Genomic DNA, 19611 nt, shown 5'->3' with positions numbered 1-19611 from the left:
CAGCTGTAGAGATGAAAAAGGAGAAAATGCGAAGGTCTTTGGGACACCCGCTCAGGCTCCCGTTCAAAAGGGGAACACGCTTTTAGCGTCCAACTCTGAGACCCTTCCTGAACATGCTGCTTTTGGACGCGGTTTCCCTTTTGAACGGGAGCCGGACAGTTCACCCCCAGAGAGTGTCCCACCGTACCCTGAGCATTTTCTCCTTTTTCATCTCCTCCGCCAAAGCCCGATCTATGCCAAATCAGAGGAAAGCTGCGGCAAGGCAAAGAGGCAAAATCTGAAGATGCCAAAAATTTTCTTCAAAAAAAACTGTAAGATTTAAAAAGCTGCACCGTCCAATTACACAGACAACAACCGTAAAAGGTGGGGAACACGTGGACAAGAAAGCACTCATCGAACAATGGTTCCTGCGCTACGGTGACGAGATATACAAGTTTCTCGTGTACTACACAGGCACCGCTGATGTGGAGGATTTGGTCCAGGAGGTCTTTATCAAGGCCCTGCAAGCACTGGACCTGTTTGAAGGCAGAGCCCAGCCCAAAACCTGGCTGCTGTCGATCGCCCGCAACACCGCCATCGACCACCAGCGAAAACAGCGTTTGCGCAAATGGCTGCCCGACAGTTGGCTGCAAGACGTCCGCGACGAGCGAAAAACACCGGAGGAATGGCTGGACCTTCACGAGGAACAGCACGAGCTCTATCGGTCCCTCCAGCAGTTGAAGCCCGCTTTCCGCGAGGTGTTGATCCTCCGCGGCATCAAAGAGCTGTCTGCCAGGGAAACGGCCGACATTTTGCAATGGAGCGAAAGCAAAGTAAATGTCACCTACCACCGGGCCTTAAAGGCGATGAAAGGCATATGGCAATTCAGGGAAAAGGGAGGATTCGGAGATGCCGTCAAAGCACGATGAACATTGGTTGGACGATTTGCGAAATCTGCCCGACATTACACTCACTGAGCAACAAAAGGAGAAGATTATGACCGCCATTCGCGAAACAGATACCCCTATCGGAAAAAGAAGCTCACGCCACGGACAAAAAAGCTCGTACCGCCTGGCGACGCTGGGCAGAACAGCAGCCGCCTTTTCTTTGCTGGCTGCCACAGTGTGGCTCGGGAGTCAATTGATAACGTGGAATCAATCAGCGACACTTGATCCGACTGTCCAGCCCCCCAATCAGAAGCCCGCCGGAAGTTCCCATCAGGAGGGCGTGTCCCAGGGAACAGGAGGACCGAACGGCACGGGAGGAGAGATTGGCTCAGGCGAAGGTGCTCCGATCGCATCCAGCGACAAGGAAGCAGACCTGAACCGCACCATTAAAGACGTGATTCTTTCCATGAAGGAGAAAGCCGTCCGCGGACAATCATACGACCAAAAACTAACGTTGGAAACATCCATGTTTGACGAGGTCGAGCAGTCTTGGGGCAAGCCAGACCGTACTGATTACGCCAATGGCATTACGTACGCGACCTACAAGAACAAAGGGGTCATCCTTGGGTACAACAAGGGCATGCAAATCGTCGATATCCGCCGGGTATACGGCAACTGGGAGATCGGCAATATAGGCAGCAAGGGCTCCCAGCCTCACTACCTGTCCATGGCAGACGTGACTCGTGTGCTCGGGGAGCCGGACCGCGCCATCCTGTTCGCTGGCCAGACGATTCATATCTACAACGTCACAGACAAATACCAGCTAAAGATTGTCTACCAAGGAGAAGATAACGGCAAAAACGAACTTCGTGCAGTCCGCACCGATGTGTTTTACCCTCGCGGAACCGTCAATCTGATGCAGGCCGTTACCACGCCAGAGCTGGTGCAAAGCATCCGCGATCTCGCCAAAGAAGGCCGACTGTACGGCGTGGAATACCCTGTAGAAACCAGCGTCTTTGACACCGTGGAAAAGGACTGGGGCAAGGCCGACATGCTGGGCGGGGTTAACGGTGTTACGTATGCCAGCTACCGGACGCAAGGTGTCGTATTCGGCTTTAACAAGGGAATGCAGCTTGTCGATATTCGCAGCTATGACACCCGCTTGCAGGAGCTGTCGCTCTCCGATGTAACATCTGCCCTCGGCAAGCCTGACGTTTCCGCCGATGTGTCTGGCCAAACGATTTACACTTACAAGGTAAATAGCAAGTACGAATTGAAATTCGTGTTCTCCGGAACGGCGAACGGTCAAAACGCAAAAACATTGCTTGTCGATCATGTGAATATCGTTTATCCGAAAGCTGCCGTTAACATCATGGCGCAATAACGAGAGACTCTTTGCAAAAAAGCCGCTTCCCGGGTTTACGGGGAGCGGCTTCTTTGCAAGATGTTTCAGAGTGTTCTGTAAAACAGCAAGACAGCCTAGCACTGTGTTTTTCTAGCAAACCGTCTTCCCCAAAGGTATCGTTTGCTTTAGCTCAATCTGCTCTAACTCTGTTTCCTTACTCTTCCTCCCTCTCTTTTCTGCTCGCACGCAAACCGAGTATGCCCGTAGCAAGAAAACATCCGGCGATGAGGAACTGCAAAATAAACCAGGACCAAATTCGTTGATGGCTCGGACCATTTCCGACAGGACCGACATGAGGCTGATACGACTCCCATAATCCCAGGAATGCAAATATCATCATGATGCCAGCCATACAGATGATGAATATGGAACGCGTCTGCGACATCTTTACTCCCCCGCCCAATTTGGGTTTTCTTCCGATCACGGTGTAAATCGTGCTTTCAACGTATATTTTAGCATATTCTGTAAACTCATCCTTCCGTTCCCCATGTCCGCCGGTGTGAACGAGAAATAAGCTGCCAGAAAACATATCCGTATAGCTGCTGTCTTCCTCTTTGATAACAAAAAAGACGGCACAGCATGCACCGTGCCATCTCTTTGTTCATAAAACGTTTACTGACCGATAATGTATTTCTCCAGCTCATCCAGAACCATGTTCGCGCAGATTACACCGCCGGAGGTATTCCAAACAACGTCATCCACTTTGAAAGCTTTGTTGTTTTTCACGACATTCAGGTTTTTCCAAAGCGAATCATTTGTCCACTCTTGTTCCAGCTTGCTCGCCTGGCCATCACCGGTTTCGTAGGAGAAGTAGAACATGATGTCGCCGTCCATTTCCGGAATGCGCTCTTTCGTTACCTCATCAGCAAACTTGTCTTGATCCTGGCTTGCAGGACGGGCTACGCCCAGGTCTTTCAAAATGGTTCCCAGGAACGTGTCTTTGTAGTAAATGCGTACCCGTCCAGGCATGAAGCGAACGATCGATACTTTTGTATTCAGCTTGTCCCCGGCTTTTACCTTGAAGTCTTCAACACGCTTGTTCCAATCGGCAATGACTTGCTCGCCCTCGGCTTTCTTGTTCAATGCTTCCGCGTACAGCATGAAGTTCTCTTTCCAGTCGCCGCGCGGCTCTTCCACGAATACAGTCGGAGCGATTGCTTTCAATTGCTCGTAAATTTTTTCGTGACGGAATTTCATACCGAGAATCAGATCAGGTTTGAGCGCCATGATCGCTTCCAGGTTTGGCTGGGATTCGGAACCGACAACTTTAGTGCCTTCCAGGTGCGGCTTCACCGGCTCATAAAACTGAGTCGGATCGGTAAAGGAGCCAACTGCGCCCACCGGCTTCACACCAAGCTTCACCAGTGTCTCGACGCCTTGAGCAGTCAAAACGACGACGCGTTGCGGTGTACCTTTAATTGGCGTTTCACCCATAGCGTGCTTCACTACATATTCCTTGTCGGAGCCGCCGCTTGCATTGCCGGTAGTTTGTCCAGCCGGCTGCGTTTGGTCTGCCGATTTTTGCTCCGCCTGTTGGCCACCGCAACCGGTGACGATCAGCAGAAGAGCCATGAGAACGGAAAAGAACATCTTTCCTTTGGTCCCCTTGTATGTACGTTGAAACATGATGATGACTCCCTTCGGGTTGTATTCGAATCAATGAGAATGAGAATGTGTATCACTGACACTGAATATCCTACAACCAAGCCTGGGAGGAAGTCAACAACAAATTGATAATGACTCTCAAAATCATTGACAAGAAAAATCCCTACATCTAAACTTATCATTGGATACGCTGTTCGCAATTGATCGAGACAACTCAACCTAAGGATGAAAACCTGTTATGAAAGCTTTGCTATCCAATACTTATTTAAAGATTTTGGGAGTGGGATTCTTCCTCTTGCTTCTGGCGTACTTGAGTTACGCCAGTCTTGTTTTTGGCATCGTGGAAACAAGCTGGCACACAGCGATCGATGCCTTTACACAGTTTAACGGTACCAATGAACATATCGTCATCAAGGAGGTGCGCGTCCCCCGCGTCCTCAACGCCTTGGCCGTAGGGATGTGCCTGGGGATCGCAGGTACGCTGCTGCAAGCGCTGACCCGCAATCCGATCGCCGATGTCGAACTGTTCGGGCTAAACGCAGGGGCCGCTTTCTTTGTGGTCGTGGCCATCACCTTCTTTGGCATCAGCTCTTTGACGCAGTTTACATGGATCGCCTTTCTCGGGTCTGCGGTCAGCGGCGTCGTAGTCTACCTGCTCGGTTCTCTCGGGCGTGACGGAATGACGCCTGTCAAGCTTACCTTGGCCGGAGCCGCCATTACCGCATTGGCTGCTTCCGCACGTCACGGCATGATGGTATTAAATGAAAAATCTGTGGATGAGGTGCTGTTCTGGCTCTCCGGGTCAGTGGGCGGACGAAAGCTGGAATTTTTGACCGCAGTCTTTCCTTATATGATTGTCGCCTGGATCATCGCCTTCCTGCTGGCCCGTCCCATCCAGACCTTGCTGATGGGGGACGACGTCGCAAAAGGCCTCGGTCAACGCACGATGATGGTGAAGCTGGCCGCAGGCGCTACGATCGTCCTGCTGTCAGGCAGCTCTGTCGCTGTAGCCGGTCCGATCGGCTTTGTCGGATTGGTCACGCCACATCTTGCCCGCTTTCTCGTCGGGATTGAGACGCGCTGGGTGATGCTGTACAGCGGCCTGTTGGGAGCGGCTCTCTTGCTTGCTGCCGATATCGGCGCGCGTTTCGTCGCCAAGCCCGCAGAAGTGCCTATCGGCGTGATGACCGCCCTGATCGGCATTCCGTTCTTCATCTACGTGGCACGAAAGGGGCTGGACAAAGGATGAAAGGCTACCTGACTCTGCGCCCCGGCAAGCGCTTGTCTTCTTTTCATTTGCACAAAAAATCGATATGGGTGACCGTGGCCGCCGCCATCGCCACGTTGGCTGTCGCGGTGATCAGCCTGGGGATGGGAGAGATGAAGGTCTCTCCGCTGGACGTCCTCAAGGTGCTGATCGGCATGGGCGACGAGCAAAACACCCTGCTCGTTCAGCAGTTTCGCATGCCGAGGGTTGTCGTCGGCATGCTGGTCGGCGCTTCCCTTGCCGGAGCCGGTGCGATTATGCAGGGGGTCGTTCGCAATCCCCTGGCCGCCCCTGATATTCTCGGTGTTTCCGGCGGCGCTTCTGTGGCCGCAGTTGCATTCCTGCTCTTTTTTGAGACGGTGAGCATCAAGTGGCTTCCGCCGGTAGCGTTTCTCGGGGCAACACTGATCATGTTCCTGCTGTACGCTCTCGCCTGGAAAAAGGGGGTGACACCGCTCCGCCTCGTCCTGATTGGCGTGGGGATCAAAATCGCCGCAAGTGCCGTCGTCACCATGCTGATCATGTTCAGCCCGTTCCTGTTGCAAAACAAAGCCATTCTTTGGCTGACCGGCAGTATTTACGGGGTGTCCTGGGCAGACGCGCGGATGATTCTCCCCTGGACAATCGGGCTGCTGCTTCTCGCGGCGCTGATGGCCAGACGGGTCAATATCCAACAGCTGGGCGACGATATTTCCATGAGCGTCGGAAGCACGGTGCAGCGGGACCGCTTTTTCCTGCTTCTGATCTGCGCAGCTTTGACCGGTACAGCGGTCTCCGTAGGCGGTGAGATCGGCTTCGTCGCTCTCCTGGCTCCGCATATTGCCAAGCAACTGATCGGGCCGTCATTTGGCAGCGCACTGCCCCTTTCCGCCTTTATCGGGGCACTGATCGTCTTGATTGCTGATTTAATCGCCCGCATGGCGTTTACACCTATCGACGTTCCGGTCGGCGTGTTCACTTCCGCCGTCGGTGCACCGTTTTTCATTTACCTGCTGTACAGAAACCGAAATCGCTAAATGAAAGGAGACGGATCAGCGTGCATGCTCTGGAGACCCGTCAACTCACTTTGTCGTATGGGGAACGGAATATTATCGAGTCGCTTGATTTGACCATTCCGCGGGGAAAGATTACTGTCTTTATCGGCAGCAACGGCTGCGGGAAGTCCACGCTTCTGCGTTCGCTCGCACGGCTGCTGAAGCCAAAGGAAGGCGCGATCCTGCTGGACGGCGAAGCGATCGCCAAACGGCCTACCAAGGAAGTGGCCAAACGGCTCGCCATCCTGCCCCAAGGCCCGGTCGCTCCTGAGGGACTGACGGTCCTGCAGCTGGTCAAACAAGGCCGCTATCCCCATCAAAGCTGGCTGCAGCAATGGTCCGAAGAGGACGAGAAGATGGTCGTCAAAGCATTGGAGGCGACGCAGCTTACCGCTTTGGCCGACCGTGCCGTTGATTCGCTCTCCGGCGGCCAGCGCCAGCGCGCATGGATCGCCATGACACTGGCGCAGGGAACAGAAACGATCCTGCTGGACGAACCAACCACCTATCTGGACATGTCCCATCAGATTGAAATTCTTGATTTGCTCTACGATCTCAACCAGACCGAGCAGCGGACGATTGTCATGGTGCTGCACGATTTGAACCTCGCCTGCCGCTACGCTCATCACATCGTGGCCGTGCACAACCAGAGCGTATTTGCCGAGGGAAATCCTCATGACGTTATGAACGAGGAGCTCGTCCGGCACGTCTTCCAGATGGAGTGCCAGATCACCCGGGATCCGATCTACGACACGCCGATGTGCATTCCTTTCAGCAAAAGCCGTCTGGGTGCTGGTGCAACTGCGGGTTCAGGTGCCAATACAGAAAAGGAAGAGCAAAAAATCGCGGTACACGCCTAATCGGTGAATCACCTGAGTAACGAACGACAATGACTGTCAAAATAAGTAAGGCTTCGCTGTATTACGGCGGAGCCTTTTTTATGCCTGCTTGATTTAGTCTGGGTAAACTTTCTGAAAGTACAAGGAAATCTATGTAAAATGGAGAATCCTTCCTATATACCCACTGAAAGGAGCTGCTACCCTTGCACAGTATCGGCATCCCCGGTCTCATTCTTATGTCGGTTGTCGTCATACTGCTCATACTCTTTGTCATCTCCCTTGCAGCCTTTATCCGCAAGCTTCTCCAAAATTCGAGCACGCGCAGCGACGGGCTGAAACAAATCGAAGAGAAGCTCGATCGGCTGATCGAACTCCAGGAGCGCAAGGAAGACCGCGATCAGAACAAATGATTCCCGCTGGCGACTGCTGCTGCCTGCGTAAAATTTTTTTCATGTTCGCATCCGAAAAGAAAATCCGATGTTTCTGCCGTCACTATACGGGAGCACCGGATTTTTTAAATCTCAAGAGATCAACCATTCCTGAAGTCTTCATACTCCAAACCCCTTTTGACTATTTCTCCGCACAACCGTTCATTCGTTTCCGAATCGTCCATCGCCTGTTGCCAATAGTCTCGATAAAAGCCAATTCCCCCTTCTTTGAGAAATAACGGGCCTCCCCCGTCACATAAAAAGAGCTTCCTCCTGTTCAAGGAGAAAGCTCTTTTCAAAAGACTGCAGGAAAGCAACCCTTACTTCTTTCGAGTTGCAACAAAGCTCGCAGCCCTTACTTCTTCAAGTTGTAAAAAGCAGCACGGCCGCCAAAGCGAGCGGTATCGCCCAGCTCGTCTTCGATGCGCAGCAATTGGTTGTACTTCGCCACACGGTCGGTACGGGACGGAGCGCCGGTTTTGATTTGACCCGCGTTGGTCGCCACAGCGATATCGGAGATGGTGGAATCCTCGGTTTCGCCGGAACGGTGCGAGATGACGGCTGTGTAGCCTGCGCGTTTCGCCATTTCGATGGCGTCGAAGGTTTCGGTCAGGGTACCGATCTGGTTTACTTTCACCAGGATGGAGTTTCCTGTGGAAGACTCGATGCCGCGCGCCAGACGCTCGGTGTTGGTCACGAACAGGTCGTCGCCGACGAGCTGCACTTTTCCGCCCAGACGGTCAGTCAGCTTTTTCCAGCCATCCCAGTCGTCCTCGGACAGGCCGTCCTCGATGGAGATGATCGGGTATTTGCTTACCAGATCCTCGTAGAAAGCGATCATTTCGTCTGTGCTCTTCACGACGCCTTCGCCTTCAAAGTGGTAGCTGCCGTCCTTGTACATTTCGGTAGCGGCCACGTCCAGTGCGAGGAAGACGTCCTTGCCCGGCTCGTAGCCTGCATTTTTGATCGCTTCCAGGATCGTGGTAATCGCTTCTTCGTTGGATTTCAGGTTTGGCGCGAAGCCGCCCTCGTCGCCCACAGCGGTGCTCAGGCCTTTTTCATTCAATACCTTTTTCAGGGAGTGGAAAATCTCCGCTCCGGTGCGCAGCGCTTCCTTGAAGGACGGAGCGCCTACCGGCATCACCATGAATTCCTGAATGTCGACGGTGTTGTCCGCGTGCTTGCCGCCGTTGAGGATGTTCATCATCGGCACGGGCAGTGTCTTTGCGTTGAAGCCGCCCAGATAGTTGTACAGGGAAACGCCGAGAGATTCAGCAGCCGCGCGAGCGACAGCCATCGATACGCCGAGGATTGCGTTTGCGCCCAGCTTCGCTTTGTTCGGAGTTCCGTCTAGCTGGATCATTGCCATGTCGATGCCGACTTGATCCATGGCATCCATGCCGATCAGCTCAGGAGCGATAATCTCGTTTACGTTTTCGACGGCTTTCAAAACGCCTTTGCCGAGGTAGCGGGATTTGTCTCCATCGCGCAGCTCAACAGCCTCGTATGCACCCGTAGAAGCACCGGATGGCACTGCAGCACGGCCCATCGAGCCGTCTTCCAGATACACTTCCACTTCTACTGTCGGATTTCCGCGAGAGTCCATGATTTCGCGTGCATAAACATCGGTAATCATCGCCATTTGCCATCCATCTCCTTATGATCGCTTTTCATGTATAACCAATTCCGTTACACATACATTCATACCTATTTGAACATCATTCGGTCAAGCTCTTCGTTTTGCAAAATATTTTTCCCGGCAAGTTTATTTCACAGTCAATGGCTTGCCTGTCATCTCTGCAGGCTGTTCTACACCCAGAAGCTGGAGCATCGTCGGGGACAAATCGGCCAAAATGCCGTCTTCCCGCAGCGTCAGGCCTTCGCGCGTGACAATGACAGGTACCGGGTACGTGCTGTGCGAGGTGATCGGACGTCCCGCCTCATCGAGCATCAGATCGGCGTTGCCGTGATCGGCTGTGATGATGGCGACACCGCCTTTGGCGATGATAGCGTCCACCACTTTTCCGAGGCAGGCATCTACCGTCTCGACCGCCTTGATCGTCGGCTCCATCTTGCCCGAGTGGCCAACCATGTCGCAGTTGGCAAAGTTGAGAATGATGGCGTCAAAATTCTCCGCCTCGATCTCTTTCACGACCGCCTCCGTGACTTCCGGTGCGCTCATCTCCGGCTGGAGATCGTACGTCGCTACCTTCGGGGACGGGATCAGGATGCGGGTCTCGCCCGGGAATTCCTGCTCGCGGCCGCCGCTGAAAAAGAACGTGACATGCGGGTACTTTTCCGTCTCGGCGATGCGAAGCTGCTTCAAGCCGTTCTGGGAAAGCACCTCGCCCAGCGTATTGTCCAGATTGGCCGGCTTGTAGGCCACATACCCGTCGACCGACTCGGAAAAATGAGTCAGGCAGACAAAGTACAGGTCGCGCGGCCGACCTTCCCCGCGGTCAAATCCGCGGAAGTCCTCGTTGGTAAACGCCTGCGAGATCTGGATCGCGCGGTCTGGACGGAAGTTGAAGAAGATGATCGAATCGCCGTTCTGGATCGTGGAAACAGGCTTGCCCTGATCGTCCGTGATCACCGTCGGCATGACGAATTCATCCATGATCGACTTCTCATACGATTCTTTTACGGCCTTGATCGGGTCGGTATAGGCTGGGGCATCTCCGTACACCATGGCGCGGTACGCCTTTTCGATCCGCTCCCAGCGCTTGTCCCGATCCATCGCGTAATAGCGGCCCTGCACCGTCGCGATGCGGCCTACGCCGATTTCCTCGATCTTTTGCTGCAGCTCTTCAATGTAGCGAACCGCACTGTCCGGGGCCACGTCGCGCCCGTCCAAAAAGCCGTGAATGAAGACGCGGTCCACATCCTGCTTTTTCGCCAGCTCCAAAATCGCGAACAGGTGGTTGATGTGGCTGTGCACACCGCCGTCGGACAAAAGTCCGAACAAGTGCACCTGCTTGCCGTTTTGCCTGGCGTGCTCGAACGCGCCCACCAAGGTTTCGTTCTCAAAAAAGTCGCCTTCCTGGATGGACTTCGTGATCCGGGTCAGATCCTGATAAACAACCCGTCCGGCACCGATGTTCAGGTGGCCGACCTCGGAGTTGCCCATCTGCCCTTCCGGCAGGCCGACAGCCAGTCCGCTCGCCTGAAGGGTTGCATGCGGGTACTGATTCCAGTAGCGGTCAAAATTGGGCTTTTTGGACTGCGCCACGGCGTTTCCATACGTCTCCTCCCGCAGGGCGAATCCGTCCAAAATGATCAGGGCTACCGGTTTCGGACGTTGTGTCATGGTGTTCCCTCCTTATTTGGCGCCTTTGACCAACGCAAAAAAGCTGTCTGCCGTCAAGCTTGCGCCGCCTACCAACGCGCCGTCGATGTCCTTTTCGGCCATATAGCCGCCGATGTTCTCCGGCTTTACGCTTCCGCCGTACTGAATGCGGACTTTATCGGCTTCCTGCTGCCCGAAGCGCTCGGCAATCATACTGCGGATAATCGCAATGGTTTCGTTGGCATCCGCTGCCGTCGAGGACTTGCCCGTTCCAATCGCCCAGATCGGCTCATAGGCGATGACTACGTCTGCGAGCTGATCCGGGGTAACGTCTGTCAAAGCGGCTTCCGTCTGTTTGCGAACGACTTCGGCCGTTTTGCCTGCTTCCCGCTCCTCCAGGCTCTCTCCGACGCAGACGATCGGACGCAGGCCGTGCTTCAGGGCTGCCAGCGTCTTCTTGTTCACGCTCTCGTCTGTTTCGTTAAAGTACTGGCGGCGCTCCGAGTGTCCGATGATCACATAGCGGACGCCGATTTCCTTCAGCATCAGCGGGCTGATTTCTCCCGTAAATGCGCCCTGCTCCTCAAAATGCATGTTTTGTGCGCCAAGGGCCACATCTGTCCCTTTCAACGCTTCGGCCAATGCCGCCAGTGCCGTAAACGGCGCGCAGACTACTTGCTCCACGCCTGCTACAGCATCCCGCTGTTTTACAGCTTCGGCGAATTGCTTCGCCTCCGCAATCGTTTTAAACATTTTCCAGTTTCCTGCAACTATCGGGGTTCTCAAGAGGAATCTCCCTCCTATTCGTTATCCTGCAAAACGGCCACGCCCGGGAGCTCTTTGCCTTCCATGAACTCCAGGGATGCGCCGCCGCCGGTAGAAATATGCGTCATGTGCTCGGCTACGCCCGCTTTCTCGACAGCTGCCACGGAATCGCCGCCGCCGATAATCGTCGTGCCCTGACATGCTTCCATTGCTTTGGCTACGCCAATCGTACCGCTGGCAAACGCGTCCATTTCGAATACGCCCATCGGTCCGTTCCAGACGACGGTCTTGGAGTCGACGATGACCTTGCGATACAGCTCGACTGTTTTCGGCCCGATGTCCAGCGCCATCCAGCCTTCCGGAATGGCATCGATGGAAACGGTCTGCTTGTCTGCGTCTGCGGCAAACCGATCCGCGACCACTACGTCGACCGGCATCAGCAGCTGTACGCCGCGTTCTCTCGCTTGCTCCATCAGCGTGCGAGCCAAGTCCAGCTTGTCATCCTCGCAAAGGGATGCGCCGATTCCGTAGCCCTGCGCTTTGAGGAACGTATTCGCCATTCCCCCGCCAATGATCAAATGGTCTACTTTCGTAAGCAGATTTTCAATCACGGCGATTTTATCCTTCACCTTCGCCCCGCCGACGATGGCTGTAAATGGCCGCTCTGGACGGGACAGCGCGCCGCCGAGGAAGCGGATTTCCTTTTCCATTAAAAGCCCGGCTACGGCCGGTATGTAATCTGCAATGCCTGCCGTGGACGCATGAGCCCGGTGAGCGGCGCCAAAAGCGTCATTGACAAACAGGTCAGCCAACTGCGCAAAGCTTTTCGCCAACTCTGGGTCGTTCTTTTCCTCGCCGGCATGGAAGCGGACGTTTTCCAACAGGATGACGTCGCCGTTTTGCATTCCTGCAACTGCTGCTTCCACCTCCGGACCGACAGAATCATTCAGCTTCTTTACTTCTGTTCCCAAAAGCCCGGACAAATGCTGCGCGACCGGAGTCAGTCTCATCTCTTCGACTACTTGTCCCTTTGGACGGCCGAAGTGGCTGGCCAGAATCACCTTGGCCCCTGCGTCCCGCAAAAACCGAATCGTCGGCACGGCAGCGCGAATCCGTGTATCATCCGTAATCACGCCGTCCTGCATCGGCACGTTGAAATCGACGCGGCAAAAGACCCGTTTTCCTGCCAGATCTGTATCGCGGATAGACTTCTTGTTCATGAACGATCCTCCCCAGTAGAATGGCTTCCCGAAAATAGTAACATCCCCATATGGGAAAAGGGAGAGGCTGCTCTCCCTTTTTCACAACAGTTCTATTTTACGTGTTACAAGCCGCGCTGTGCAACAAAATGGCAGAGGTCTACGACGCGGTTGGAATAGCCCCACTCGTTGTCGTACCAGGAGACTACCTTCACCATGTTGCCTTCGAGCACCATCGTAGAGAGCGCATCGATTGTGGAGGAATCCGGGTTGCCGTTGTAGTCGGAAGAAACGAGCGGTTTTTCGGAATAGCCGAGAATGCCTTTCAGCGGTCCTTCAGCGGCTTCCTTCAGTACGCCGTTTACTTCGTCTACCGTTACGTCTTGCTTCAGCTCGACTACCAGGTCCACGACAGAGACGTTTGGAGTCGGTACACGCATCGCGAAGCCGTTCAGCTTGCCCTTCAGCTCAGGCAGCACCAGCGCAACCGCCTTTGCCGCTCCTGTAGACGTCGGAATGATGTTTTCGGCTGCTGCACGGGCGCGACGCAGGTCTTTGTGCGGCAGGTCGAGGATTTGCTGGTCGTTGGTGTAGGAGTGAACAGTCGTCATCAGACCGCGAACGATTCCGAACTTCTCATTCAGCACTTTGGCAAACGGAGCCAGACAGTTGGTCGTGCAGGAGGCGTTGGAGATGACAGTGTGCTTCTCTGCATCGTATTTGTCTTCGTTTACACCCATAACAATCGTGATGTCTTCGTTTGTAGCCGGTGCGGAAATGATCACTTTTTTCGCGCCGCCCTCCAGATGTTTCGCAGCGTCCTCGCGCTTGGTGAAACGGCCGGTAGATTCGACGACGATCTCTACGCCGTAGTCCGCCCATTTCAGAGCAGCCGGGTCGCGTTCAGCCAGTACCTTGATTTCCTTGCCGTCTACGACCAGTGTATTTTCATGCGCTTCGACTTCAACCGGAAGCACGCCATGTACCGAATCGTATTTCAACAGGTGAGCCAGCGTAGCGGCGTCTGTCAGGTCGTTGACCGCCACGATTTCCACGTTCGGGTTGTTCAGTGCTGCACGGAATACATTGCGGCCGATACGTCCAAATCCGTTAATCCCTACTTTTACCATAAAAAATACCTCCTGCTCTCTACATCGCTTTTTTGTGTGGTAGAAGACTGCCCGGGGCCTGAAAGGTTCGGGCGGTTGCTATCGTCAGTACAGGCAAAACAAATGAGAAGAATAAGTAAGGCAATATATCTAAAGTGGGAATGCCGAGCGTCACCGACATGACCATCGCGAGGCCGTTCCAAGGAATCAGCACAGGCATGACCAGCGTCGCATCAAGCATCGTCCTCCCTAAAAACACGCTTCCTTTTTCCATGCGGCTAAACCGCGGCAGCAATGTCGGGCCCATCACCAGGATCGGAATCGTCTGGTTGCAGCTGATCATGATGACCAACAGGGACAAAAGCACGGCCTTCCCGGCCAGGATGACGGTGTTTTGCGTATCCCCCATCATTTTCTCGACGAGTGGCGCCAGCAGGTTTGCTTTGTTCAGGATTCCGTTCAGAAAGCCCGCCAGCGTGATCACCACGAGGACACTCAGGATGGAGAGCATTCCTCCGCCGTGCACGAGCTGATCCAGCGTTGTGCCAGTGTGCAGCTCATAGCCATAGAGGATAGAGCGCCCCATCTCTGCGAACTGCATCGGTACAGTGGCGATGACTAGTACCGCTGCCGTGACAAGGCCGTACAGGAGGGCCGGAATCGCCTTTACCCGGCAGGCAAATGATCCGACCAGCACCAGCAGCGGCACGAGCGGCAGCAAGCCGATGGAGAAGAATTGCCGCAGAAGTCCTTGGTATTGCCCGATCATCCCGGTCTCGCTCGCCCCTTGCCGGAAGAGGTCAAGCCCCAGAAACATCAGTGCCGTGATCGCGACCCCCAGCAAGGCAGGCCAACTGCTTTTGCGCCCCTCTCCCTCTTGCACGCCAATGGTGCTGAGAATCAGCAGGCGGCTGCTGGAAATCGGAGAAAACCGCTCTCCGACCATCGCTCCGCTGATCAGAGCGCCAGCCACCATAGCCGGAGAAATGCCGGCCGTATGGGAGATGCCCATCAGCGCCAGCCCGACCGTGCTCAAGGTGCCGACCGAGGTGCCCAGCAGATAGCTGGTTCCGGCCGACAGTAAAAAGGAGAGACTCAGCATGTACTGCACGTCGACTACAGACAGTCCGTAGTAAATGATCGCCGGGATGGTGCCGCCCATCATCAGGAACGGGATGAGCAGCCCGACCAAAAACAGGATGATCAGGACCGGCTTCGTCTGTTTAATTCCTTCCCGGCCAAATTCCCACTGCTTGCGCCAGGAATACCCAAGTCTTTTTACACTAACCAGTGTGACCAAGATTGCCAAAACAATCCCCAAAAACAGCGGAAAACCGGATGTCAAACTGAGCGCTATGCCGACAATCAGCGAGACAATGGGAAGAACCGTCAGGAATTTCATCGTGCGCACTTCCTTTGCGTTACAGTCGCTCGGACAAAATCGCCAGTGCTGCTCCTTCGTCCGTAATAAGTACATTTTGGCACGACTGTCTGGCAAAGGAAAGAATCGCTTTTGCCTTGCTTTCTCCTCCGGCGATGGACAGCACCGTCTCGGCCCGCTGTACATCCTCCAGCTGCAGCCCGATCGTGGGCATCCGGTGTACGGTTTCTCCTGCGGCATTGAAGTAGTAGCCGAACGCCTCCGATACCGCGCCAGCCTCCTGCAGCTCTGCCAGCTCTGCTTCCGAGTAGTTCCGCCGCTTCGCCATCGCGAGCGCATCGCCGATGCCGTGAATCACAATCCGCGAATGCTGCAAAAGCGAGAGCACATCCTGCACCTGCGGCTCCTTCATCAGCGTTTGCAGGGCTTCCGGGTGAAGCCGGTCAGGAACGTGGAGGAGCCGGTACGAACTGCCTGTCTTGGCTGCCATGGCGGAAGCGAGGGTGTTTGCCTGCAGCTCTACGCGCTCGCCCAGACCGCCGCGGGCCGGGACAAACTGCACACCCCGAAAGGATGGCGCCGGCGACAGATGATGAGCAACGCTCGCGATCGAGGTTCCCCCCGTCACCGCCACGATGTCTCCTTCGCGGATGTACTGCTTCAGCATCCGGGCGCCGACCCGTCCCAGCTCTTCCTTTACCCAGGGAGAGTGGTCCGCGTTTCCCTGCACTACGATCACGTGCGGGATGCCGAGCAAATGCTGCAGACGCTCAGCCAGCTCGGTCAGCCCGAACAGGTCGCCCATCAGAGGCTCCATCTCCTCCAATATGCGCTGGCCCTCTTCGCTGAGGCTCATGCCTGCCGCTGTCACATGCAAAAGTCCGGTTTCCTTCAACAGCTCAACCTCGGCCCGGAGGATCCGCTCCGTGCTTTGCATCGCTTGGGCCAGAGCTCTTCGCCCGATCGGCTGCAGATGGTAAACAGACCGCAGCAGCATGTAGCGGCCCCGCATAACCTCGATCAGGTCAGGAAGCAGTTTTTGTTGCATTTCGATAAATCGCCGCATTGTCTGTACGTCCTTTTTGCCAAGGTTTTTCTAATCGGGACATTTTTTGTCCCTGTACATACATTTTACGTCCCGCTTAGGGCAAAAAAATAAAACTTCAGCTTCATTTCGAATGTAGCACAAATGTAAATAACATGCAAGATCCCTCCGCTGATTTGCAGAGGGATCTGACATGACATTACATGATAATATGCCCGGCTCTCGACTGCACGCAGACCGCTTGCAGGTAGCGGACAAAGGATCAGAGGTTTCCGGGCTTTCTGCCTCGGTCTACCTACTTTTCCTCCCCGGTTTTTCTGGCCGCGCGCTTCGCCAGCTCGGCATGCAGCTCCTCCCAAGTGACCACATGCGTTACCGACGGAAATACTTCCTCGCCGTCAATCTCTACTACGGGAATGACAAACATGTACCGCTCATGCAGCGCGGGGTCTTTCTCAATATTGACAAGCCGCAGCTCCAGCGGAAATTCCTCCCGCAACAGAAGGATCAGTTGCTCCACCTGGTCGCAAAGATGGCATCCGGGGCGGCCGTACAGGACGATTTGAAATGGCTTTGAACTCATCGGACCTCTTAGAACCTCTTTCGTTTGGCTGAGGATGGGATCAGCATCTCCTCGCGATACTTCGCTACTGTGCGGCGGGAAATTTCAATTCCCTCCTGCAGCAGCATTTCGGCCAGCTTCTGATCGGACAGCGGCTGCTTCCGGTCTTCCTGCTCGATCAGCGCCTTGATCCTGCGTTTTACGCTTTCCGAAGAAGTCGCTTCTCCGTTCGCTGTAGAAAGCGCCGAGGTAAAAAAGTATTTCAGCTCGAAAATGCCTCGCGGCGTCTGTACGTACTTGTTGCTCGTCGCCCGGCTGATCGTCGATTCGTGCAGCCCTACCCGCTCGGCGATTTCCTTTTGCGTCATCGGCTTCAAATAATGAATGCCGCGGTCAAAGAAATCCCGCTGCATGTCGACGATGGCCTGCGTCACCCGCATCAGGGTGAGACGGCGCTGCTCCAGACTTTTTGCCAGCCACATGGCGGCGTTCAGCTTTTCGTGGATAAACTGCTTCGCCTCTTCCTGGCTCTTTTGCTGGCTCAGCATTTTTTCGTAAAAGCTGTTGATTTTAAGTCTGGGAGTTGCCACATCGTTGACCAGGACGATGTATTCGTCGCCCACCTTTTCAACGGCTACATCCGGAATCACATACCGCGTCTCCACTTGGGAAAAGGCTGCGCCTGGACGGGGATTCAGCGTCCGCAGGAGATCGGCTATCGCCTGAACCTCCTGCACCGTACAGCCCACCTTGTCGGCGATGCGCTGGTAGCGGCAGTCAGCCAGGTCCTGGAGGTGCGAGGTGACGATCTCAACGACATGATCATCGTCCTTCCCCATGTGTCTGAGCTGCAAAAGCAGACATTCTTCCAGGCTTCTCGCAGCTACGCCGGCAGGATCGAAATGCTGCAGAACAGTCAGGACGTCCTCCAGCTCTTCAAGATCGGCGCCCAATCGCTGGGACGCCTCCTCCAGGGTAATTTCCAGGTAGCCTTTTTCGTCCAGGTTTCCGATCAAAAACAGAGCGATTCTCCGCTGCGGCTGCGTAAAGCTTTTGAAATAGCCGAGCTGGCGCTCCAAATGTTCATACAGCGTAACCGACCGTTGCGTAACGAAGTCCAGCGGATTGTAAGTGCTTTCATTTTTGCCCGCCGTATATTCGCCCGTCGCCCGATTGCCTACAATTTCCTTCCAGTCAATTTCCGGCAGCGGCTTTTCCATTTTTGCCGGTGCCAGCTCCACCACCGCTTCCTGCAGCTCGAACACGGGATTTTCATTGGCTTGCTCCTGCAAATACGAGACGAGATCGACGGCCGAATATTGTAAAATCGTAATGGCCTGTCTGAGCTCCGGTGTCATCACAAGCTTGAGTGTCTGTTCTTGATAAAGCCCCAGCCCCATGTTCATCTGCGTCCGCCCCCTCTCAGTATCCAGTTTTTTCGACATGTGCAGTTTCACTTTTTTTCATTATATTCGCTTTTTCATGCAATTTTCCTGCCAATATCTGAATAAAGAAAAGAACCATGAAAAAAGGCGACTCCAACCATCGGAATCGCTTCATGAAAATCTCCCTTTGAGCCAACCCTACTGCTCTGTCGCGCATACATGAAGCCTATGCGCCCTACATGTGAAAATCCGGGTTGCAATTTTTTCATTTGCATCTGTCCGCCTTATCTTTTATAATTTAAGTTATCCTATTATGCGCCCGTAGCTCAGTGGATAGAGCAGCGGTCTCCGGAACCGCGTGCGGAGGTTCGACTCCTCTCGGGCGTACCATACTGACTTTAAACGACGATATGACGGGATTTTGGCGGTGATTTACCGGACGGACTGGCGAGCAAATCGGCAAAACCGTTCACCTGCACCGTGTACCCCATACCCGTTATGTACTCGTTCCTGATATGCGCAAGCCTCCGTTACGTGAAACGGAGGCTTTTATTATGCAAAAACGACCGTGGACAGCGCTAATACATAGTGCCGCTACGGAAGCACCTAAAAGAGTTACGATTGATGCTGCGTTTTTACGGGCTTCCCCAACGTTAGCCTCACGTTCGACTTCGTTATACTCCGCGCTGCACACCGTTTCATCCTTCAATAAAGTCGCCATATACCGATCGACCTCCGAATTTTATTGCGCTCGAATGCGCCGTCATAGAGATTGCCGCTCTAGGAAGGCGGGTGTGCGGCTTTTTCTTTACATTTTTTACCATAAACCTATTTACTTTTGAGAAACAAAGGTTTACAATTCATTTTGAATTTACATTATTTAGAAGGTATGTTTTATTATGGTTCTTAAAAAATTGAAGAAAACCACTCTGCTGCTAGCCTCTTTAATGGCAATTACTTCGCTTGTACCTTCCATTTCCTTTGCCAAAACCGAGGCAACCGCATCTGCCCAGGGCAATAACCGGCCTTACGTGAGCATCACCACCCCTGCTTCAAACAAAGAGTACAGCCCGACCATTTACTATAATGAGCAGCCAAAAATAACGTGGGTCCAATCTGATCCAGATGACAACACCGTATTTAGTACATTCTGGGTTCTTGTCTATGATAAAAACGGCAGTATTTATAGCTCTGGTGTACTGCCCCAAAACACAAGCAGCAATACGCAGTCCTTCGAAATTCCCGTTTCACTGCCTAGAAATGAAACGCTTGGTGTATCAGTAGGTGTCCAAGACGAATCTGGAAACTGGAATTGGGGAGCTGACGTACACTACATGTACATCCAAACTCCGTAATCTATTTTGGCGCCTGTTGAGCATTCCAACGGGCATCGTCATCTTACTAATACTGAATAACTTCGATAGGCGTCGTTTGC

At 53.9% G+C, this 19611-nt stretch carries 19 protein-coding genes and 1 tRNA gene; 8 read left to right on the top strand and 12 right to left on the bottom strand.

Features of this window, described 5'->3' with window-relative positions:
* The first annotated feature begins 374 nt into the window (after window positions 1-374).
* Both V5G20_RS04350 and V5G20_RS04345 read left to right on the top strand, forming a co-directional pair.
* Window positions 375-908, top strand: a complete 534-nt coding sequence (locus V5G20_RS04350) for an RNA polymerase sigma factor (protein WP_171506762.1) — start codon at window positions 375-377, stop codon at window positions 906-908.
* Complete coding sequence (locus V5G20_RS04345; RefSeq protein ID WP_338463177.1) at window positions 889-2250, top strand: YjgB family protein; 1362 nt, start codon at window positions 889-891, stop codon at window positions 2248-2250. Before V5G20_RS04350 ends, V5G20_RS04345 begins: the two co-directional genes overlap by 20 nt.
* Before the next feature lie 175 nt (window positions 2251-2425).
* Here the strand turns inward: V5G20_RS04345 and V5G20_RS04340 are convergent, their stop codons facing one another.
* Window positions 2426-2656 carry a hypothetical protein gene (locus tag V5G20_RS04340; protein ID WP_152562252.1) on the bottom strand — a complete coding sequence of 77 codons (231 nt, stop codon included), beginning with the start codon at window positions 2654-2656 and terminating at the stop codon, window positions 2426-2428.
* A 227-nt stretch (window positions 2657-2883) separates the two neighbouring features.
* Window positions 2884-3897: an ABC transporter substrate-binding protein gene (locus V5G20_RS04335; RefSeq protein WP_003392587.1), complete on the bottom strand. Its 1014-nt coding sequence runs from the start codon at window positions 3895-3897 to the stop codon at window positions 2884-2886.
* A 217-nt stretch (window positions 3898-4114) separates the two neighbouring features.
* Between V5G20_RS04335 and V5G20_RS04330 the strand changes: the two genes are divergently transcribed.
* From V5G20_RS04330 to V5G20_RS04315, 4 genes are all read left to right on the top strand, one after another.
* A complete protein-coding gene (locus tag V5G20_RS04330; RefSeq protein WP_003392585.1) occupies window positions 4115-5125 on the top strand; it encodes a FecCD family ABC transporter permease in 1011 nt (336 codons plus the stop codon).
* The gene (locus V5G20_RS04325; RefSeq protein ID WP_003392582.1) at window positions 5122-6159 is read left to right on the top strand and encodes a FecCD family ABC transporter permease; all 1038 of its coding nucleotides are present in this window, start codon (window positions 5122-5124) and stop codon (window positions 6157-6159) included. Before V5G20_RS04330 ends, V5G20_RS04325 begins: the two co-directional genes overlap by 4 nt.
* A 20-nt stretch (window positions 6160-6179) precedes the next feature.
* Complete coding sequence (locus V5G20_RS04320) at window positions 6180-7037, top strand: ABC transporter ATP-binding protein (protein ID WP_003392580.1); 858 nt, start codon at window positions 6180-6182, stop codon at window positions 7035-7037.
* Window positions 7038-7219: 182 nt separating this feature from the next.
* Window positions 7220-7426 (top strand): DUF4083 family protein, encoded by a 207-nt coding sequence (locus V5G20_RS04315; RefSeq protein WP_122958728.1) that lies wholly within the window; start codon window positions 7220-7222, stop codon window positions 7424-7426.
* Window positions 7427-7799: 373 nt separating this feature from the next.
* Here V5G20_RS04315 and eno read toward each other — a convergent pair whose 3' ends face one another.
* The 10 genes from eno to V5G20_RS04265 all read right to left on the bottom strand — a co-directional run bounded on the left by eno (window position 7800) and on the right by V5G20_RS04265 (window position 18445).
* Window positions 7800-9086 carry a phosphopyruvate hydratase gene (eno, locus tag V5G20_RS04310; protein ID WP_003392575.1) on the bottom strand — a complete coding sequence of 429 codons (1287 nt, stop codon included), beginning with the start codon at window positions 9084-9086 and terminating at the stop codon, window positions 7800-7802.
* Window positions 9087-9209: 123 nt separating this feature from the next.
* Window positions 9210-10751 carry a 2,3-bisphosphoglycerate-independent phosphoglycerate mutase gene (gene gpmI / locus V5G20_RS04305; RefSeq protein ID WP_338463176.1) on the bottom strand — a complete coding sequence of 514 codons (1542 nt, stop codon included), beginning with the start codon at window positions 10749-10751 and terminating at the stop codon, window positions 9210-9212.
* 12 nt (window positions 10752-10763) lie between these two features.
* Window positions 10764-11516: a triose-phosphate isomerase gene (gene tpiA, locus V5G20_RS04300; protein ID WP_122958726.1), complete on the bottom strand. Its 753-nt coding sequence runs from the start codon at window positions 11514-11516 to the stop codon at window positions 10764-10766.
* 14 nt (window positions 11517-11530) lie between these two features.
* Window positions 11531-12715: a phosphoglycerate kinase gene (locus tag V5G20_RS04295; RefSeq protein WP_024984610.1), complete on the bottom strand. Its 1185-nt coding sequence runs from the start codon at window positions 12713-12715 to the stop codon at window positions 11531-11533.
* A 104-nt stretch (window positions 12716-12819) separates the two neighbouring features.
* On the bottom strand, window positions 12820-13824 hold the full coding sequence (gap, locus tag V5G20_RS04290) for a type I glyceraldehyde-3-phosphate dehydrogenase (protein WP_003392565.1): 1005 nt from the start codon (window positions 13822-13824) through the stop codon (window positions 12820-12822).
* A gap of 19 nt (window positions 13825-13843) precedes the next feature.
* On the bottom strand, window positions 13844-15205 hold the full coding sequence (locus tag V5G20_RS04285) for a Na+/H+ antiporter NhaC family protein (protein ID WP_172920297.1): 1362 nt from the start codon (window positions 15203-15205) through the stop codon (window positions 13844-13846).
* Window positions 15206-15224: 19 nt separating this feature from the next.
* Window positions 15225-16250, bottom strand: coding sequence for a sugar-binding transcriptional regulator (locus V5G20_RS04280; protein ID WP_003392561.1), 1026 nt, complete (start codon window positions 16248-16250; stop codon window positions 15225-15227).
* Window positions 16251-16524: 274 nt separating this feature from the next.
* A complete protein-coding gene (locus V5G20_RS04275; RefSeq protein ID WP_003392559.1) occupies window positions 16525-16812 on the bottom strand; it encodes a glutaredoxin family protein in 288 nt (95 codons plus the stop codon).
* A gap of 8 nt (window positions 16813-16820) precedes the next feature.
* On the bottom strand, window positions 16821-18197 hold the full coding sequence (gene rpoN / locus V5G20_RS04270) for an RNA polymerase factor sigma-54 (RefSeq protein ID WP_031933208.1): 1377 nt from the start codon (window positions 18195-18197) through the stop codon (window positions 16821-16823).
* Between the two features lie 74 nt (window positions 18198-18271).
* On the bottom strand, window positions 18272-18445 hold the full coding sequence (locus V5G20_RS04265) for a hypothetical protein (protein ID WP_216621131.1): 174 nt from the start codon (window positions 18443-18445) through the stop codon (window positions 18272-18274).
* A 46-nt stretch (window positions 18446-18491) separates the two neighbouring features.
* Here V5G20_RS04265 and V5G20_RS04260 point away from each other — a divergent pair.
* Together V5G20_RS04260 and V5G20_RS04255 are read left to right on the top strand one after the other, a co-directional pair.
* Window positions 18492-18566: transfer RNA gene (locus V5G20_RS04260), tRNA-Arg, on the top strand.
* 509 nt (window positions 18567-19075) lie between these two features.
* A complete protein-coding gene (locus V5G20_RS04255; RefSeq protein ID WP_024984827.1) occupies window positions 19076-19531 on the top strand; it encodes a hypothetical protein in 456 nt (151 codons plus the stop codon).
* The last annotated feature ends 80 nt before the right edge of the window (window positions 19532-19611 follow it).

The sequence above is a fragment of the Brevibacillus borstelensis genome (assembly GCF_036700025.1).
GTDB lineage: Bacteria > Bacillota > Bacilli > Brevibacillales > Brevibacillaceae > Brevibacillus > Brevibacillus borstelensis.
The sequence above is the reverse complement of the archived record's forward strand: the minus strand, read 5'-3'. Positions and strand labels throughout refer to the sequence as shown.

Coding starts and splice junctions, on each gene's coding strand:
- gpmI (WP_338463176.1), bottom strand. CDS start 10,751: ATGACACAACGTCCGAAACCGGTAGCCCTGATCATTTTGGACGGATTC.
- V5G20_RS04345 (WP_338463177.1), top strand. CDS start 889: ATGCCGTCAAAGCACGATGAACATTGGTTGGACGATTTGCGAAATCTG.
- V5G20_RS04335 (WP_003392587.1), bottom strand. CDS start 3,897: ATGTTTCAACGTACATACAAGGGGACCAAAGGAAAGATGTTCTTTTCC.
- V5G20_RS04275 (WP_003392559.1), bottom strand. CDS start 16,812: ATGAGTTCAAAGCCATTTCAAATCGTCCTGTACGGCCGCCCCGGATGC.
- gap (WP_003392565.1), bottom strand. CDS start 13,824: ATGGTAAAAGTAGGGATTAACGGATTTGGACGTATCGGCCGCAATGTA.
- V5G20_RS04295 (WP_024984610.1), bottom strand. CDS start 12,715: ATGAACAAGAAGTCTATCCGCGATACAGATCTGGCAGGAAAACGGGTC.
- V5G20_RS04340 (WP_152562252.1), bottom strand. CDS start 2,656: ATGTCGCAGACGCGTTCCATATTCATCATCTGTATGGCTGGCATCATG.
- V5G20_RS04330 (WP_003392585.1), top strand. CDS start 4,115: ATGAAAGCTTTGCTATCCAATACTTATTTAAAGATTTTGGGAGTGGGA.
- V5G20_RS04265 (WP_216621131.1), bottom strand. CDS start 18,445: ATGAAAAAATTGCAACCCGGATTTTCACATGTAGGGCGCATAGGCTTC.
- V5G20_RS04285 (WP_172920297.1), bottom strand. CDS start 15,205: ATGAAATTCCTGACGGTTCTTCCCATTGTCTCGCTGATTGTCGGCATA.
- V5G20_RS04280 (WP_003392561.1), bottom strand. CDS start 16,250: ATGCGGCGATTTATCGAAATGCAACAAAAACTGCTTCCTGACCTGATC.
- eno (WP_003392575.1), bottom strand. CDS start 9,086: ATGGCGATGATTACCGATGTTTATGCACGCGAAATCATGGACTCTCGC.
- V5G20_RS04325 (WP_003392582.1), top strand. CDS start 5,122: ATGAAAGGCTACCTGACTCTGCGCCCCGGCAAGCGCTTGTCTTCTTTT.
- V5G20_RS04255 (WP_024984827.1), top strand. CDS start 19,076: ATGGTTCTTAAAAAATTGAAGAAAACCACTCTGCTGCTAGCCTCTTTA.
- rpoN (WP_031933208.1), bottom strand. CDS start 18,197: ATGAACATGGGGCTGGGGCTTTATCAAGAACAGACACTCAAGCTTGTG.